At 69.1% G+C, this 15,692-nt stretch carries 13 protein-coding genes; 6 read left to right on the top strand and 7 right to left on the bottom strand.

Annotation, left to right across the window (positions count from 1 at the left end; translation table 11 throughout):
* Positions 1 to 2 precede the first annotated feature (2 nt).
* Complete coding sequence (locus EV647_RS01720) at positions 3 to 2,834, top strand: AAA family ATPase (protein ID WP_133997331.1); 2,832 nt, start codon at positions 3 to 5, stop codon at positions 2,832 to 2,834.
* Here the strand turns inward: EV647_RS01720 and EV647_RS01725 are convergent.
* The 3 genes from EV647_RS01725 to EV647_RS01735 are packed head-to-tail and all read right to left on the bottom strand — an operon-like array spanning position 2,831 to position 5,222.
* Positions 2,831 to 3,559 carry an SDR family oxidoreductase gene (locus tag EV647_RS01725; RefSeq protein ID WP_133997334.1) on the bottom strand — a complete coding sequence of 243 codons (729 nt, stop codon included), beginning with the start codon at positions 3,557 to 3,559 and terminating at the stop codon, positions 2,831 to 2,833. The genes EV647_RS01720 and EV647_RS01725 overlap by 4 nt on opposite strands.
* Positions 3,560 to 3,580: 21 nt before the next feature.
* Positions 3,581 to 5,053 (bottom strand): DHA2 family efflux MFS transporter permease subunit, encoded by a 1,473-nt coding sequence (locus EV647_RS01730; protein WP_133997337.1) that lies wholly within the window; start codon positions 5,051 to 5,053, stop codon positions 3,581 to 3,583.
* Position 5,054: 1 nt separating this feature from the next.
* Positions 5,055 to 5,222, bottom strand: coding sequence for a muconolactone Delta-isomerase family protein (locus EV647_RS01735; RefSeq protein ID WP_133997340.1), 168 nt, complete (start codon positions 5,220 to 5,222; stop codon positions 5,055 to 5,057).
* 159 nt (positions 5,223 to 5,381) lie between these two features.
* Between EV647_RS01735 and EV647_RS01740 the strand changes: the two genes are divergently transcribed.
* The gene (locus EV647_RS01740) at positions 5,382 to 6,737 is read left to right on the top strand and encodes an NAD(P)/FAD-dependent oxidoreductase (protein WP_133997343.1); all 1,356 of its coding nucleotides are present in this window, start codon (positions 5,382 to 5,384) and stop codon (positions 6,735 to 6,737) included.
* An 11-nt stretch (positions 6,738 to 6,748) separates the two neighbouring features.
* Here EV647_RS01740 and EV647_RS01745 read toward each other — a convergent pair whose 3' ends face one another.
* The 4 genes from EV647_RS01745 to EV647_RS01760 form a co-directional block, all read right to left on the bottom strand.
* Positions 6,749 to 7,447, bottom strand: a complete 699-nt coding sequence (locus tag EV647_RS01745) for a hypothetical protein (protein WP_133997347.1) — start codon at positions 7,445 to 7,447, stop codon at positions 6,749 to 6,751.
* 75 nt (positions 7,448 to 7,522) lie between these two features.
* Positions 7,523 to 8,482 (bottom strand): family 43 glycosylhydrolase, encoded by a 960-nt coding sequence (locus EV647_RS01750; RefSeq protein WP_133997351.1) that lies wholly within the window; start codon positions 8,480 to 8,482, stop codon positions 7,523 to 7,525.
* 41 nt (positions 8,483 to 8,523) lie between these two features.
* Positions 8,524 to 9,936, bottom strand: a complete 1,413-nt coding sequence (locus EV647_RS01755; protein WP_133997355.1) for a glycoside hydrolase family 32 protein — start codon at positions 9,934 to 9,936, stop codon at positions 8,524 to 8,526.
* On the bottom strand, positions 9,933 to 10,991 hold the full coding sequence (locus EV647_RS01760; protein ID WP_133997358.1) for a LacI family DNA-binding transcriptional regulator: 1,059 nt from the start codon (positions 10,989 to 10,991) through the stop codon (positions 9,933 to 9,935). Before EV647_RS01760 ends, EV647_RS01755 begins: the two co-directional genes overlap by 4 nt.
* 160 nt (positions 10,992 to 11,151) lie before the next feature.
* On the opposite strand from EV647_RS01760, the gene EV647_RS01765 reads away from it, so the two are divergent.
* From EV647_RS01765 to EV647_RS01780, 4 genes are read left to right on the top strand one after another with little or no spacing between them, the layout of a single operon-like run.
* Positions 11,152 to 12,555: a sugar ABC transporter substrate-binding protein gene (locus EV647_RS01765; protein WP_133997361.1), complete on the top strand. Its 1,404-nt coding sequence runs from the start codon at positions 11,152 to 11,154 to the stop codon at positions 12,553 to 12,555.
* Entirely contained in the window at positions 12,555 to 13,487 is a 933-nt protein-coding gene (locus tag EV647_RS01770; RefSeq protein WP_238176968.1) for a carbohydrate ABC transporter permease, read from the top strand. Before EV647_RS01765 ends, EV647_RS01770 begins: the two co-directional genes overlap by 1 nt.
* Positions 13,484 to 14,323, top strand: coding sequence for a carbohydrate ABC transporter permease (locus EV647_RS01775; protein ID WP_133997364.1), 840 nt, complete (start codon positions 13,484 to 13,486; stop codon positions 14,321 to 14,323). The genes EV647_RS01770 and EV647_RS01775 overlap by 4 nt, the downstream gene beginning before the upstream one ends.
* On the top strand, positions 14,320 to 15,651 hold the full coding sequence (locus EV647_RS01780) for a glycoside hydrolase family 32 protein (RefSeq protein ID WP_166680185.1): 1,332 nt from the start codon (positions 14,320 to 14,322) through the stop codon (positions 15,649 to 15,651). Before EV647_RS01775 ends, EV647_RS01780 begins: the two co-directional genes overlap by 4 nt.
* Positions 15,652 to 15,692: the final 41 nt, after the last annotated feature.

The raw sequence follows: 15,692 nt of genomic DNA on the forward strand, positions 1-15,692 counted from the left end.
CGATGGGCCTGAGGTCGGGCGCACCGCTGGAGGGGCGGCGGACTGTGGAACGTGGAGACGGCGTCCGCGGCCAGGAGGCGGAGCGAACTCGACCTGCAAGACTGCTCGGTCGGCGGGCCGAGCGGGCCGTCCTCGACCGCCTGCTCGCCGAGGTCCGCAACGGCACCAGCCGGGTACTCGTCGTCCGGGGCGAGGCCGGGGTCGGGAAGACCGCGTTGCTGACCTACGCGACCGACTCCGCAGCGGACCTCAGCACGCTGCGGGCGGCCGGCGTCCAGTCGGAGATGGAGCTGGCGTTCGCGGCACTCCATCAGCTGTGCGCGCCGCTGCTCGATCGCCTGCATCGGATCCCGGAGCCGCAGCGCCGGGCGCTCGCGACGGTGTTCGGGCTGGCGCCAGGTCCCGCTCCGGACCGCTTCATGGTCGGACTCGCAGTGCTGAGCCTGATCTCCGATCTGGCCGGAGAACAGCCGGTCCTGGTCGTCGTCGACGATGCGCAATGGCTCGACACCGCGACGGCGCAGACGCTCGGGTTCGTCGCCCGCAGGATCGGCGCCGAATCGGTCGGGTTGTTGTTCGGCGCCCGCGAGATCGGAGTGGACCTGCACGGTCTCCCTGAGGTCCAGGTCGAGGGGTTGCCGGCTGACGAGGCACACGCGCTGCTGGGATCAGCTGTCGAGTTCCTGCTCGACGAACCGGTCCGCAAGCGGATCGTGGCCGAGACCGGCGGTAACCCGCTGGCCTTGCTCGAACTGCCCCGCGGCCTGACGGCCACGCAGCTCGCAGCAGGATTCGGCCTGCTCGGCGGACAGGGTCTGCCCGGACGCATCGAGCAGAGTTTCCTGCGGCAGGCCGATGCCCTGCCCGCACCGACCCGGCAGCTGCTTCTGGTCGCGGCGGCCGAGCCGATCGGCGACCCGGTGCTCGTCCGGCGGGCCGCCGACCAGCTAGGGATCGATGCGGCCTTCGCCGAGATCGACGGACTCCTCAGCCTGGGCGAGCGGGTGACGTTCCGCCACCCGCTGGTCCGGTCAGCGCTGTACGGATCGGCCTCCGAGACAGACCGCCGCGCAGTGCACCTGGCGCTGGCCGGCGCGACGGACTCGGCAGCAGACCCGGACCGGCGCGCCTGGCATCTGGCCGCAGCCGCGATCGGACCTGACGAGGACGTCGCTCTGGAGTTGGAGCGGTCCGCCGACCGCGCTCAGGCCAGAGGCGGCTTCGCTGCCGCGGCTGCGTTCCTGCAGCGCGCGGTAGCCCTCACCCGTGATCCGGTCCGGCGGACCGAGCGCGCGCTGGCCGGCGCGCACGCCAGTCTGCAGGCCGGCGCATTCGAAACCGCGTGGGCGTTGCTGGCGACGGCCGAGGCAGGGAAGCTCGACGACCTGGGGCGGGCCCGGATCGATCTGCTCCGCGCCGAGGCGGCGTACGCGCAACAGCGTGGCCGGGACGCGCCTGGCCTGCTCCTGCGTGCTGCCAAGACCCTTGAAACGCTCGACGTACAGCTCGCTCGCGACACCTATCTCGATGCCTGGAGTGCCGCCCTGTTCGCAGGTCAGCTGGCCGCGGGCACCGGTCTGCGCGAGGTGTCGCTGGCAGCCGAGGCAGCGCCGCGGTCCGGCAGCTCCACGCGAAGTTCTGATCTGCTGCTGGACGGCTTCGCGTTGCTGTTCGCCGAGGGCCGGTCTCGTGCGGTGCCGCTGCTCAAGCAGGCTGCCACCGCGTTCGGTGAGCAGAAGGCCTCGACCGAGGAGGTGCTGCGCTGGGGATGGATGGCCACCGCGGCGGCCGCGACCGCGTGGGACTTCGAAGCATGCCGGTCCACCGCCACCCGGCAGGTGGAAGTGGCACGTGGCGCCGGTGCGCTCGCGGTCCTGGCTGTCGGTGTCAACGTGCTCGGCCAGGTCGTCGCCCTGGCCGGCGACTTCGCCGAAGCCACCTCGCTCCGGGCCGAGGCCGACGCGGTCCGAGAGGCCACCGGCACGCACGTGCTGCCGTACGGCGGACTGGTGCTGGCAGCACTGCGCGGACGCCCGGACGAGGCGTTCCCGTTGATCGACGAGACCATCGCGAGCGCGACCGCCGAAGGGCAGGGTACGGCGGCGCAGTACGCGCGCTGGGCGAGGTCCGTCGTACTCAATGGTCTCGGCCGCCACGACGAGGCGTTGCCGTGGGCGATCTCGGCGAGCGAGGACACGCCGGAGCTGTTCGTGTCGTCGTGGGCGCTCAGTGAGCAGATCGAGGCGGCCGCACGAAGCGGACGTCAACGCGAGGCAGCTGCCGCACTCGAGCAGCTGCAGGCGAAGACGCTGGACACCGACGAGCGCTGGGGCCGCGGTATCGAGGCTCGCGCGCGGGGTTTGCTGGACGACGGCGCGACCGCCGAGGGTGCGTACCTCGAGGCGATCGAGCAACTGACCGGCACCCGGCTGCGCCCGGACCTGGGACGTGCCCATCTGCTGTACGGCGAATGGCTGCGGCGTCGTACTCGCAGGGGGGAGGCACGGGCGGAACTGCGCAACGCGTACGACCTGTTCACGTCGATCGGCATGGCTGCGTTCGCCGAGCGGGCGCGTCGCGAGTTGCAGGCGACCGGAGAGACGGTACGCCGACGAGCGAGCGGACCGGCCGCGGGTAGCCGGCTCACTCCGCAGGAGCTCCAGATCGCCTCGCTGGTCCGCGACGGGCTGTCGAACCCCGAAGTGGGCGCCCGGCTGTTCCTGAGTCCCCGCACGGTCGAGTGGCACCTCCGCAAGATCTTCGACAAGCTCTCGATCAGCTCGCGCAGACAGCTGCGCGAGGCGCTGCCCGAGACCGGCCACGAGGCGACCTAGTTCCGGAGCAGTTGCTGACCGCCGTCGACGTCGTACGTCGCACCGGTGAGTGCTGTGTTCGTCATCAGGTGGATGATCAGCGCGGCCACGTCGTCCGGACCGACCACCCGCCGGATCGGAAGCGTGTCGCGCAGCTCCGCCCGCCGCTGTTCGAGCTGATCTCCGAGCAGCCGCGCCGACAACGGTGTGTCGACGAACCCAGCCGCGACGGCGTTCACGCGGACCGGGGCAAGTTCCAGTGCGGCGTTGGCGGCGATCGCCTGCAGTCCGACGGTTCCGATCGCGGCGAGACTCAGGCCGACGCCTGGCCGGCGGGCGCCGGTGCCGCTGATGAGCGTGAGGGAACCGCCGGGACGAACGCGCCCGATGCAGAGCCGGGCGATCCGCAGAGCTCCGAGCAGATCCTCGTCGAGGAGGCGCAGCGCCCGTTCGAAGTCCAGCTCGGCGATCGGTGCGTAGAACGGTCCGCCGCCGCTCACCAGGACATGGTCGAGCTCTGCGGGCAGGTCGGCGAAGACCTGCTCGAGACGCTCCGGATCGCCCAGGTCCAGGGTCGGCGCACTCTCGGCGCCGACCTCGGCGGCGGCCTTGGCGAGTCGTTCGGGATCGCGGCCGGTGACAACAATCCGGGCGCCGGCCGCGTGGGCCTGGTGGGCGGCGGCCAGTCCGATCCCCGAACTTCCGCCGATCACGACCACAAGCTGCCCGTCGAGTCTGTCGCTCATCGTGTTCTCCAGTTCATCAGGTCAGTTGGACACCGGTACCGCACAGCCGTGCACGCGCGGCGTCGCCGGCAGTTGGGTGGCGGGCGGGCGGCCGCGTGCGACGTACAGGAAGGTGATCAGCGCGGCAACGACGCTCAGGCCCGCCATCACGAGCATCGCCGTCTGGTACCGGTGCGCGAGGGGCTGGACCAGGTCGTCCGAGCCGCCGACGCCGAGCAGGGCCGGGACGAGCGCGATCAGCACGACGCCACCGACACGGGAGGCGGCGTCGTTGATCGCGGATGCCTCGCCCAGGTCGGTGTCGTCGACAGCAGCCAGTACGCCGGCCGTGAGCGGTGCGACGGTCAGACCGATACCGAGACCCCACAGCAAAGCGCCCGGCAGGATCGCGTGCAGGTAACTCTCGCCGGGGCTCGCCGCCGACAACCACGCGAATCCACCGGCCACGATCAGGATGCCGACAGCCATCGGCCCACGAACGCCCACGCGAGCCACGAGGCCACCGACGAACGGCGAGACGAGCAGGAAGACGGCTGACTCCGGGATCAACGCCGCACCTGCCTCGGTGGCGCTGTACCCCAGCTGTAGCTGGCACTGCAGGACGACCAGGTAGCTCGCCGCCGACAGGGCTCCGTAGAAGAGGAGAGTCGCGGCATTGATCGCGACGAACTGCTTGATCCGGAAGAGCGCCGTACGCACCATGGGCGCCGGCCGCCGTTGCTCCACCGGAATGAGTACGACCAGGCAGACCACGCCGACGCCGGCCGGCACCAGCACCTTGGCGCTCCCCCATCCGGACGCTGGTCCCGCGGTCAGCGCATAGATGACACCGCCCAGCCCGAGGACGGTCAGCAGAGCTCCCGTCACGTCGACCGAGAGTTCCCGGCGTGGGCGGCTGACTTCCGGTACGCCGTGAAGTACCCACAACGCTGCTGCGATCAGCGGAACGTTCAGCAGGAACACGTAGCGCCAGGAGCCATGGTCGATCAACCACCCGCCGCCGTACGGACCGAGCGTCGTACCGAGAGTCGACAGCCCTGCCCAGATGCCGATCCCCTTGGCGCGGTCCGCCGGGCGCAAGGTGCCGTTGAGCAAGGCCAGGCTGCTGGGCACGACCATTGCTCCACCGGCTCCTTGCACGACCCGCGCGGCGATCAGCGCCGCGGTGTTCGGCGCTGCCGCGCAGCACAGCGACCCGATCAGCATCACGACCAGACCGGTGATCAGGATCCGGCGCCAGCCGAAGTGGTCGGCCAACGCACCGGCGAGCAGAAGCAGGGCGGCGACGGTCACCAAGTAGCCCGTCAGAACCCATTGCAGCCCACTCACCCCGGTCCCGAGGTCGCGACCGATCGCCGGAATCGCGACGTTGACCATGTACGCGTCGATGAAGCCGACCATCGAGGCGAGCACCGTCGCCGCGATCAGCAGCGCCCCGGCCCGCCCACGCACCGCGACCCCCGAGTACGCCGCCCGCTCGTCGCTGGCTGTCATCTCACACCCTCCCGTCAGCCGCAGCCGGATCGTTCGGGTGCGGCGACAGCGGGGTCACCTCGTCGGTCCGCCAGATGCGCAACGGCATCGAGGCCAGGACCGTCTCCAGGTCCGCGGCGTCGGTGGTTCCGTCCGGCACCCGGGTGGTCATCGTGACGAGGAATTCCATCTCCGCCTCCGGCTCGTGGATGTTCTCGCGTCCACGATGTGGCTTCGGCGGCGGGGATCACCCCCGTGACTGTCACTGGTTGCCGGGGACCAGGGACACTCACTGGCCCGACGGGCGCGTGGTCCGGGTGAATCTGAACCCGAGCGAAAGGAGTCCGCGATGGACAGGAAGCACGAGTACGACGTGATCGTGCTCGGGGCCGGCGCCCCGGGAGAACACTGCGCCGCAACATTGGCCAAGGGTGGGGCGCGCGTCGCCGTCGTCGAGCGGGAACTGCTCGGCGGCGAGTGCTCGTACTGGGCCTGCATCCCGTCGAAGACCCTGCTGCGCCCGGGCGAGGCGCTGGCCGAGGCCCTCGACGCGCCCGGTGCCCGGGAGGCCGTCACCGGTTCCCTCGACGTCGCCGCGGCGCTGGCGTGGCGGGACTTCATGGTGTCCGGCTACGACGACTCCGGGCAGGTCTCGTGGGCCAAGGGCGCCGGAATCGAGGTACTGCGCGGACACGGCCGGCTCGCGGGACCGCACACGGTCGCGGTGGACGACCGGACCTTCACCGCCGACGCGATCGTGGTCGCGACCGGCGCCGACCCGATGATCCCGCCGGTTCCCGGGCTGGCGGATCTTCCCGGCGTGTGGACGAATCGCGACGTCACCGGGATGGTCGAGGTACCGGACCGGCTGCTCGTCCTCGGCGGCGGCGCCACCGGCGTCGAGATGAGTCAGGCGCTGGCCCGGATGGGCACGGCCGTGACGCTCCTCGAGCGCGGCGAACACCTGCTGACCCGCGAGCCGCGAGCGGTCGGCGAGGCGATCGCCACCGCACTCGCCGCCGACAACGTGGACGTCCGGGTCGGCATCGGCGCGGAACGAGCCGCGCTCGCGGGATCGACGTACGTCGTCGACCTCAGCGACGGGACCCAGGTGACAGGTGACCGGATCCTGGTCGCGACCGGTCGCCGGCCGCGCGTCGACGGCATCGGACTGGACACCGTCGGCATCGATCCCGACCCACGCGGCATCCCGGTCGACGACACACTCCAGGCAGCTCCGGGCATCTGGGCGATCGGCGACGTCACCGGGCTCTGGCAGCTGACCCACGTCGGCGAGTACCAAGGCCGTGTTGCCGCGAGCAACATCCTTGGAACCCCACGTACGGCGAGCTACGAAGCGGTGCCGCGCGTCGTGTACAGCTACCCGCAGGCCGCGTCCGTCGGCGCCGCGGACGGCGCGTTCGTGGCGACCGTCCAGCTGTCCGGGGTGCCGCGAACCTCGACGTACCTGCGCTCGTACGATACGCAGCCGGGCTTCCTCACCCTCGTCTCCGACGGCACCGTGATCACCGGCGCGTACGCCGTCGGCCCGGAAGCCGGCGAATGGCTGCAACAAGCGACCCTCGCCGTTCGCGCGAAGGTCCCGCTCCCCGTGCTCCTCGACGTCATCCAGCCGTTCCCGACGTTCTCCGAAGCCTTCCTGCACGCGCTGCGCGACCTCGAAACCCAGATCGCCGCCCGCTGACTACCCGGTAGTCAGGGACCGAGGAGTCCGACGGCGAAGGAGACGACCAGGACCGAGAGCATCAGGGCCGAGACCGATTCGACCGCCATCAGCAGCTTGGCCCGAACGGTCAGCGGCATGGTGTCGGTGGGGCTGAAGGCCGACGAGTTGGTGACGGACACGAACAGGTAGTCGATGAATCCCGGGGTCCAGCCGGACCTGGCCGAGGACCGCCGCGCCACTTCACTGATCGCGTCGTGGTCCTCGTCCTGGGGAAACCGGAAGTCGGCAGCGGGCAATCCCGGCCGGTCGACCCGGAAGCGCGAGACCGGACCGCCCCGATCAAGCTCCCAGTACGCGAGCGCGAACACGAGAACGTTCGTCAGCCACACCTGGCCGGCGGCTGCCAGCAACTGACCACCCGCTGTCGCCTCCCCTGCAACCAGCGACCGGATCAGCAGCACGAGGGCAGTCGTGTTGGACAGCGCGATCAGCAGCACGAGGCCGATCGACAGCCGTCGCAGCAAGCGGTTCTCCTTGCTCATCCGGCGCGGGTTGGCCAGGACCAGTGGAACGAACAGCAGCAGTTCCAGCGCCGGGATCACGAACCGTGGCCCGATCTGCAGAGCGCTGGGCAGTACGGCGTACAGCCCGATCGCCGCCATCACCGCGACAGCAGCCGGCAATCGGGGCTCGGCCGGACGGGTCTGCCGCGTCCGTTCATCATTCATGCGAGCCACCCTGGCACAAGAGTCGCGGGGCACCGCGCAGGCGGCGTCGGTCGGTAGCCGGCGGTCCGTTCTTTGTCAGGCCAGGTACGGGCGGCCGGCGCCGTCCCACTTGAGGACACCGGTGTAGGCCTGGCGCTTGCTCGAGTCCTTCACGCCGTTGTGGTTCGCGTCGACGTACGCGTGGAAGGCGATCCGGGTGGTCGCGCCGACGTTGATGACGGTGGCGCCGCCCGGTCCGCAGAGGCGGGTCGACCTGGTGGTCATCAGGGTCTTGACTCGGGTGAAGCGACCGCCCCAGAAGGTGCTCGCGGACCACACGTCGGTGTTGTAGGAGCAGTTGATGTAGTCGCCGCGGGAGGCGAACAGCCACACCTTGCCGCCGTGCGCGATCACCGACGGGCCCTCGATCTTCGTCGAGCTGACGATCTTGGCGATGCTCTTGCCGACCACGCGCGTCCCCGTCTGCGTGTCCATCTGGACCGCGCGGATCTGGAAGCCGGACGCGTTGCGGTAGTCGCTCTTGTAGATCAGGTACCGCTTGCCGTCCTTGGCCCGGTACGCCGCCGGGTCGATCGCCTCGTAGCCGCGCGAAACCCACGGCGAGCAGACGACCGGCTTGGCACCCGGGGTGTAGTTCCCTGCCGGACGACGGGAGGTCGCGACGCCGATGCAGTGCACGTGCCGCGACGCGGACTCGCCGGTGAAGTACATGACGTACAACGCGCCGCGGCTGTCCGAACTCTGGAAGACCTCCGGCGCCCACATCAGCGGCTTGCCGTGGTCGACCCAGGCCGGGATCGTCGCCATCGACTTGTGGATCGCCGACCAGCCACCGCTCGTCGTCCAGCGCGTGCCGTATCCAGCGCCGGTCCGGAACAGGTAGTACTTCGAGCCAAGGTGCGCGAACCCGGGATCGGCGAAGTCCTCACTTCCAACCCGCCGCACACTACTCGGCCCAACCGCCTGCGCAGCCCCCGGCTGCACAACAATCAGCCCCACGAGGGCCATCACAACAGCCAGCACAATACGACGCACGAGAACCTCCACAAACCCTGGGCGGACGAGGCCCCCGCAATCTAACCCGCCGGCCGGGCCACCTGGAGTTCTACGAGGTCTACGGCGCCGTCGGTGACGAAGAGGCCGAGGTGGCCTGGGCCCAGTTCGTAGCGGCGGAAGGTCAGGGCTACTCGGTTGTCTACGATGGCCTGACCGGTGGTGCCGTCCAGGAGGATCTGCACCGTGTGCCGACCGGGTGGGAGCGGACAGGCCCGTTCGAGTTCCACGACGTACGGGACGTCGCCGTCGACCTGCCATTGGGCGGGACCCGTTCGTCCGCGGGGCCAGCGGTCGAGGACGATGCGGTTGCGCTGCGGCTCGAGTCGTACGACGGTGGCGTCCTCCCCGTCCGCACTGGCGTGCAGCAACAACCCGAGCGCCTGCGTGCCGGCCTCGACGTCAACGGTCAGCGTGATCAGACACCGCTCCGGCGCGAGCTCCCCGACCCACGCGGCGTACCGATCAAGAGCAGGCTCGACGTCGAGTTTCACCTGCTGGACGTCGGAATACGTCGCCACGACCTCCGCAGGAAGTCCGAACGCCAACGACCCGTCGTCCTCCAGATGCGCCTCGAGTACGGCGAGATCGCCCGCCCACTCCCACCGGCCGGCATCGGAATCGCCTTGTTTTGTGGGGATCCAGCCGATGAAGAACCGGCGCCCCTCGTGCTCGACCGACTTGGCCGCGTAGAACGCGCGCCCGTCGACAGTGTCACGCCCCGGCGCGAGCCACGGACCGTCCGGCCCGCGCGCGATCCGATAACGGGTCTGGAACGCGTCGGTGAACTCGGAGTACACCAGATACCACCAGTCGCCCCACTGGAACACGTCCGGGCACTCCTGCGTGATGAACCGGTGCGGCTCCCACAACGGCTCCGCGATCGTCCACCGCTCCAGGTCGGTCGACGTCAATCGCGCGACAACACCACACCGGCGATCCGGCGCATCGGCGTACCGTGCCGCCAGGATCATCTGCCACGGCTGATCGGCTGCGGGCCGGTACACGAACGGATCCCGCCAGTCCTGCGGCACAAAGCCTGCAGGCGCACCGAAAGAGAGCTCGGGCTGCTTGGTCCATCGCGTCGGATCGCCGTCGCTGATCGCGTGACAGACGACTTGGTACGACCCGTTCGCGTCCCCGCGCCGCGGATTGTGCCCGGTGTAGAAGAGATGCAGCTGAGAGCCATCGGCAACCACACTGCCCGTGTAGCAGTCGAAATCGACCGCATCCCGATCCCCGGCCGGCAGTACGACGCCGTGGTCCGTGTACTGCACGAAGTCCGTGGTGGACACCAACGCCCACGGCATCCCACTCGCACCGGCGGTCGGGTCCTCCGGACGCTCGTCCAGCAGGTAGAACAGCCAGATCCGGCCGGCGTGACTGAACGGGATCACATCACCGACGAAACCCGACGACGGGCGCCAGTGGCTCATTTCGCAGTAACCCGTGGTCGCCGGCGCGGCGGATCACCGACCGACTCACGCTCGATCAGTGGGCAGTCGACGATCACCCGCTCGGGTGCATCGTCCGGGCCGGCCACCACGAGCTCGCCTGCCCGTCGGCCCAGCATCAGGTGCGGCAGCTCGGCGGTCGTGAGGCCCGGACGGACCTGGTCCGCGACATCGGGCTGATTGTCGAAGCCGACGATGCTGACGTCCCGCGGGCACTCCAGCCCGAGCGCATGCAGGGCAAGCAGCGCGCCGATCGCCATTCGATCGTTCCCGCAGACCAAGGCTGTCGGCGCATGCTCGGTGATCACCTCGGTCGCGAGGTCGTACCCGTTCCCGATCTGGTAGGTGCCGTACCGATGGACGAGGTCGGCCGGACGCAGACCGGCCGCCCGCGCGGCGTCGTCGAATCCGCGCCGGCGTTCCTTGCAGGCATAGTCGTTCCGCATGCCGCCGAGGAACGCGACCTCGCGATGCCCGCGCTCGAAGACGGACGCCGCCGCGGCGCGCCCACCGGCGTACTCGTCGGCCAGCAGGATCGTGTCGGCGTGCCCCTCCTCGGGCCAGCAGTTGACGAAGATCGTCCGGATCCCGTCGAGGCGCGGGCTGCGGTGCAGCGGCTTGGGCGAGAGCGAGGCGTACACGATCGCGGCGACTCCTTGCCCGACCAGGCTCGCCACCGCGTCGTCGCCCTGCCCCGGGTCGTCGGTCGTGTCGACGACCATGCACACGTAGCCCGCCGGCTGGACGACCTGTTGCAGGCCGAGCACGATCAGACCGGCGTACGGCTGGGACACGATCCCACTGGTCACGACGCCGACAGTGAACGACTTGTTCGACCGCAGCAGCTGGGCCGCCCGGTTGGGGACGAAGTCGAGCTCGGCCGCGGCCTGGAGCACGCGCCGCCTGGTCTCCTCGGCCACCGCGACGTCGCGGCGGTCGTTGAGCACGAACGAGACGGTCGGCTGGGACACCCCCGCGCGTCGGGCGACGTCGGTCATCGTGACGCGTTTCGGCCGGCCGTCCGACTGCTTCGCCATGGTCCCCCTTCACGGTGCGCGGCTCGCCCGCCGCCGTCAATTTTCTATCACAGATGGACCCAATACGTATTGCGTCCCACCGTACACCGCTGCTACCGTCCCGGGTCAATACGTATTGGGCGGCGCGCCGGGCCGCCCGAGCGGTCAAGGAGGAACCCTCATGACAGGTATGAATCCGCCCGGAGGCTCGCTCGCCCGCCGTACGCTGCTGAAGGCCGGAGCCGGTGGGCTCGGGCTCGCCGCGCTGGCCGACCTGGCCGCCTGCAGCAAGGACGGCGGCGGCTCGTCGAAGTCGCTGAAGATGCTGTACTTCGGCGAGCAGGCACAGGCGACCCAGCTGCAGAACCGGCTGCAGCCGCAGATCTCCAAGCTGGACGCGAGCATCAAGTTCGAGATCTCCGCCATCAACGGCACCGACTGGAACGACTTCCTGGCCAAGGTGCTGACCCAGATCGCGGCCGGGACCCCGCCGGACATCATCAGCGTCGCCACCGAGGGCCTGCAGCTGATGGCGTCGAAGGAGCTCGCGGTCCCGCTCGACGACTACGTCACCAAGGACCTGGATGCGCTGAAGGAGTACTTCGCCGACATCCACCCGGCCCTGGTCGAGTCGATGATGTACCAGGGCCACCTGTGGGAGCTCCCGGACAGCTTCAACGCCGGGAACATGTTCTACAGCACGGGCCTCTTCCAGCGCGCCGGCGTCGTACCACCGAGTGCGGACTGGACCCTCGACGACTTCGAGACCGCGGCCACCAAGATCGCCAAGTTCAAGGGCATCAACGCCTTCGGCTGGGTGGTCCGGCTGTGGGGTAGTTGGACGTCCTTCATGTACGCGAACAACGCCAACCTGCTCGAGGAGGGCAAGTACGACGGCGGCGACTGGCTGTGGAACAAGGCGTACGCCGGTGACGCTGCCGCCGCGGGCCGCAAGGGCGGCTGGAAGTGGGGCGCACCGACGGCGAACTCGGACGCCACCGTCGAGGCGCTGAACTACATGATCGAGCTGACCAAGAAGGGTCTGTCACCGTCGCCCGATGTCGGCGGTGGCGGCACCCTGCAGGGCCTGTTCGCGTCGAACCGGATCGGGATGTCGATCGGCGGCGGGTTCTGGGCCGGCGGCCTGACCAACGCCGGGATGAAGAACGGCAGCTTCGACGTCACGATGTTCCCGAAGTGGAAGAGCCAGCGGCACCTGTTCGGCGCCGGCGGGTACGCGATCTTCAAGTCGTCGAAGAAGAAGGACCTGGCCTGGGAGGTCCTGAAGCTGCTGGTGAAGCCGGAGACCTTCGACCTGGTCTTCCCGGGCAACGTGACCACGCCCGGCCGCAAGTCCCTGGTGACGGCCGCGCGGTACGCCAAGACCGGCCCGAAGCACTGGTCGGTCTTCTACGACACGCTGACCAAGCACCCGGACACCGCCCCGATCCCCGCCCCGCCGTACTACAACGCGCTCGCGACCGCGCTGAACCAGCGCACCACGCAGGCGATCTCGTCCGGTAACGCGAAGGCGGCTCTGGACGGGCTGCAGTCCGACCTCGAGAAAGCAGCAGGAGCGAGCTGATGGCTGCCGTCACCGCGGAGGTGCGCGAAGCCGTCGTGAAGCGGCGCGGTCACCCGTCCTCGCACGGAGAGGCGCGGTTCGGGTTCGCGATGATCGGGCTGTCGGTGCTGTTCGTCGCAGTCTTCACCGCGATCCCGATCGTCGCCTCGCTGGGTCTGTCGTTCTTCTCCTGGGACGTCATCTCGACACCGGAGTACGTCGGACTGGAGAACTACCAGCGGCTGTTCACCGACGGGCCGGTGCTCAAGTCGTTCGGCGTAACCCTGGGGATGGCGCTCGCGATCGTCGTACTGCAGTTGACCATCGGGCTCGGGCTCGCCGTCCTGGTCAACCAGCGCAAGCTGGTCTGGGTACGGACGTTGTTCCGTACGGCGTTCTACCTGCCGCTGCTCGCGTCCACGGCGGCCGTGTCGATCTTCATGGGCTACCTGTTCGACTACAAGTTCGGGGTCGTGAACTACTACCTCAACCTGCTCGGGATCTCGAACGTGCCGTGGCTGACCAGCGGGTTCGGGGCGGCCGCGACGATCGTGCTGATCGCTGTGTGGCAGCAGATCGGGTTCACGTTCGTCCTGTTCGTCGCGTCGCTGATGTCGGTCCCCACCGACGTACTGGAGGCCGCGCAGATCGACGGCGCCGGGGGGTTCCGGACGCTGTTCCGGATCAAGATCCCGTTGATCAGCCCGACGATCCTGTTCGCCGCGGTCGTTGCCCTGATCAACGCGATGCAGCTGTTCGACCAGCCGTACATCATGACCAAGGGCGGCCCGGGGTCGGCGACCACGACGGTGACGATCCAGATGTACCAGAAGGGCTTCCAGAACCTGCAGTTCGGGTACGGCTCGGCGATCGCGATCGTGCTGCTGGCGGCGATCCTGGTCATCACCGGGCTGCAGTTCCTCGCGGCACGAAAGCTGGTGTTCTACCAATGACAGAATCCACCGGAACGCTGGCCCGGATCGGCCGGATCACCGGCGTCGCGGTGCTGGTGATCGCCGCGATGATTGCCCTCGGCCCGTTGTTGTGGACCGTCACCACGTCGCTGCGGACGCCGGCCGAGGCATTCAGCAATCCACCGCAGTGGATCCCGCTGCATCCGGACTTCTCGAACTACGGCGCGGTCTTCGACCGGATCCCGATCGGCCGGTTCTTCTTCAACAGTGTGATCGTCACCGGGCTGATCGTGGTCGGGCAGACCATCACCTGCACGCTGTCCGGGTACGCGTTCGCGATGGTCAGCTTCCCGGGGCGCTCGGTGATCTTCGGGATCTTCCTGGCCACCATGATGGTGCCGCTGCAGACGATCATCATCCCGGTGTTCGTGATCATCCGGTACCTCGGACTCTCCGACAGCCCGTTGTCGCTGGTGGTCTCGGCACTCGGCAGCGCGTTCGGCACCTTCCTGATGCGGCAGTACTTCATGCAGATGCCGAAGGAACTGGGCGAGGCGGCCCGGATCGACGGGGCCGGTCACTTCCAGACGTTCCTGATGATCTACGCCAAGATGGCCGGTCCGGCGATCGCCACGCTCGCGATCCTGAACTTCTCCGGCTTCTGGGCGGAGTTCTACCGGCCGCTGATCTTCCTGCAGTCGCAGGACAACTTCACGCTGCCGCTCGGGCAGGTCGGTCTGCAGGGGAACCTCGGCACCGGCTCGATCTCGGTCGTGCTGGCCGGCGTCGTACTGGCGATCCTGCCGAGCGTGCTGCTGTTCATCTTCGCCCAGAGATACTTCATCGCAGGCATCACGGCAGGAGCATCACGGTGACCCAGACCCAGTCCGCAGCCCGATCGGCCGAAGTGGTGGCGCACCTCCGCCCCGCGTTCCACATCCGGCCGCCGCGCGGATACCTCAACGACCCGAACGGGCCGATCGAGGTGGGCGACGACGTACACCTGTACTTCCAGTCGCGGCCCACGCTCGATCACCACGTACCGGTCGAGTGGGGGCACGCGACCTCGCCCGACTACGTGCGCTGGACGTTGCACCGGCCCGCGATGGCGCCGCAACCGGGCGGGCCGGACACCGACGGCTGCTGGTCCGGCAACACGGTCCTGGACGACGGACGGGTCCGCGCGTTCTACTCGGGCCACATCGAGGGACGCCCGTACCAGTCGGTGCTCACCGCCGTGTCCGACGACAGCGGCGTGTCGTTCGGGCCGCCGCATCAGGTGGTGCCTGACCCGTCGGACGCGATCATGTTCCGCGATCCCTTTGTCTGGCAGGAGAACGGCAGCTGGTGGATGGTCGTCGGCGCCGGGTACGTCGACCGTGGGGCGAGCATCCCGTCGTACCGCTCGACCGACCTCGAGAACTGGACGTTCGCCGGTCCGCTCGCCGAACTGCCCCGCGGCGTGGTGGACGGTTACGACACCGGGGCCGCGTGGGAATGCCCGCAGATGCTCACGATCGACGGCCGCCGGATCGCGGTGGTCGGGTCGTGGTCGCCGGAAGGTGGGCCCGCTGACGTGCTGTCGTTCGATGTCGACGTACCGGTGGTTCCGCGGCGCGTCGATCACGGGACCAACTTCTACGCGGCGTCGGCCTTGCGGGACAGCCGATTCGGGCCGCTGCTGTTCGGCTGGCTGACCGAGGGACGGGACCGGCCGGGTTGGACCGACGACTGGGCCGGGGTCATCTCGCTGCCCCGGGTCGTCTGGCTCGGCTCGGACTCGTCACTACGCAGCGCGCCCGTACCGACGCTCGACACCCTCCGCGTCGGCGATGGCTCACCCGCCAACGGTGCGTCGACAGGCGCACAGTGCGAAATCGTCGTACCGGAAGGCTCCGGGCAGGTCGTCATCCATTTCAGCGAGCAGGAACGCCTGGTGATCGAACTCGACGCCGACACCCTCACCATCGACCGCACCCAAGCCAGTCTCAGCCCCCACGCCCACGGCGGCCGCATGCAGGTCACGGACGCCTTCGACTCCGAATCCGACCGCCCAGCGGCCCGAATCATCCTCGACGGCTCAACCCTCGAGGTCTTCACCAGCGCCGGCCGCGTCCTCAGCACCCGCGTGTACCCGACCACGTCGCCCAGGTGGCGAGTCGAAGCTCCGGCCAACGCCCGCTACTGGACACTCGCCCGCTGACAGAAGCAGAAGTGCTGGCCGAGGCACACGGCCTCGGCCAG

The organism is Kribbella sp. VKM Ac-2566 (assembly GCF_004366005.1).
GTDB classification, from domain to species: Bacteria; Actinomycetota; Actinomycetes; order Propionibacteriales; family Kribbellaceae; genus Kribbella; species Kribbella pratensis.

Coding starts and splice junctions, on each gene's coding strand:
- EV647_RS01720 (WP_133997331.1), top strand. CDS start 3: ATGGGCCTGAGGTCGGGCGCACCGCTGGAGGGGCGGCGGACTGTGGAA.
- EV647_RS01725 (WP_133997334.1), bottom strand. CDS start 3,559: ATGAGCGACAGACTCGACGGGCAGCTTGTGGTCGTGATCGGCGGAAGT.
- EV647_RS01730 (WP_133997337.1), bottom strand. CDS start 5,053: ATGACAGCCAGCGACGAGCGGGCGGCGTACTCGGGGGTCGCGGTGCGT.
- EV647_RS01735 (WP_133997340.1), bottom strand. CDS start 5,222: ATGGAATTCCTCGTCACGATGACCACCCGGGTGCCGGACGGAACCACC.
- EV647_RS01740 (WP_133997343.1), top strand. CDS start 5,382: ATGGACAGGAAGCACGAGTACGACGTGATCGTGCTCGGGGCCGGCGCC.
- EV647_RS01745 (WP_133997347.1), bottom strand. CDS start 7,447: ATGAATGATGAACGGACGCGGCAGACCCGTCCGGCCGAGCCCCGATTG.
- EV647_RS01755 (WP_133997355.1), bottom strand. CDS start 9,936: ATGAGCCACTGGCGCCCGTCGTCGGGTTTCGTCGGTGATGTGATCCCG.
- EV647_RS01760 (WP_133997358.1), bottom strand. CDS start 10,991: ATGGCGAAGCAGTCGGACGGCCGGCCGAAACGCGTCACGATGACCGAC.
- EV647_RS01765 (WP_133997361.1), top strand. CDS start 11,152: ATGACAGGTATGAATCCGCCCGGAGGCTCGCTCGCCCGCCGTACGCTG.
- EV647_RS01770 (WP_238176968.1), top strand. CDS start 12,555: ATGGCTGCCGTCACCGCGGAGGTGCGCGAAGCCGTCGTGAAGCGGCGC.
- EV647_RS01775 (WP_133997364.1), top strand. CDS start 13,484: ATGACAGAATCCACCGGAACGCTGGCCCGGATCGGCCGGATCACCGGC.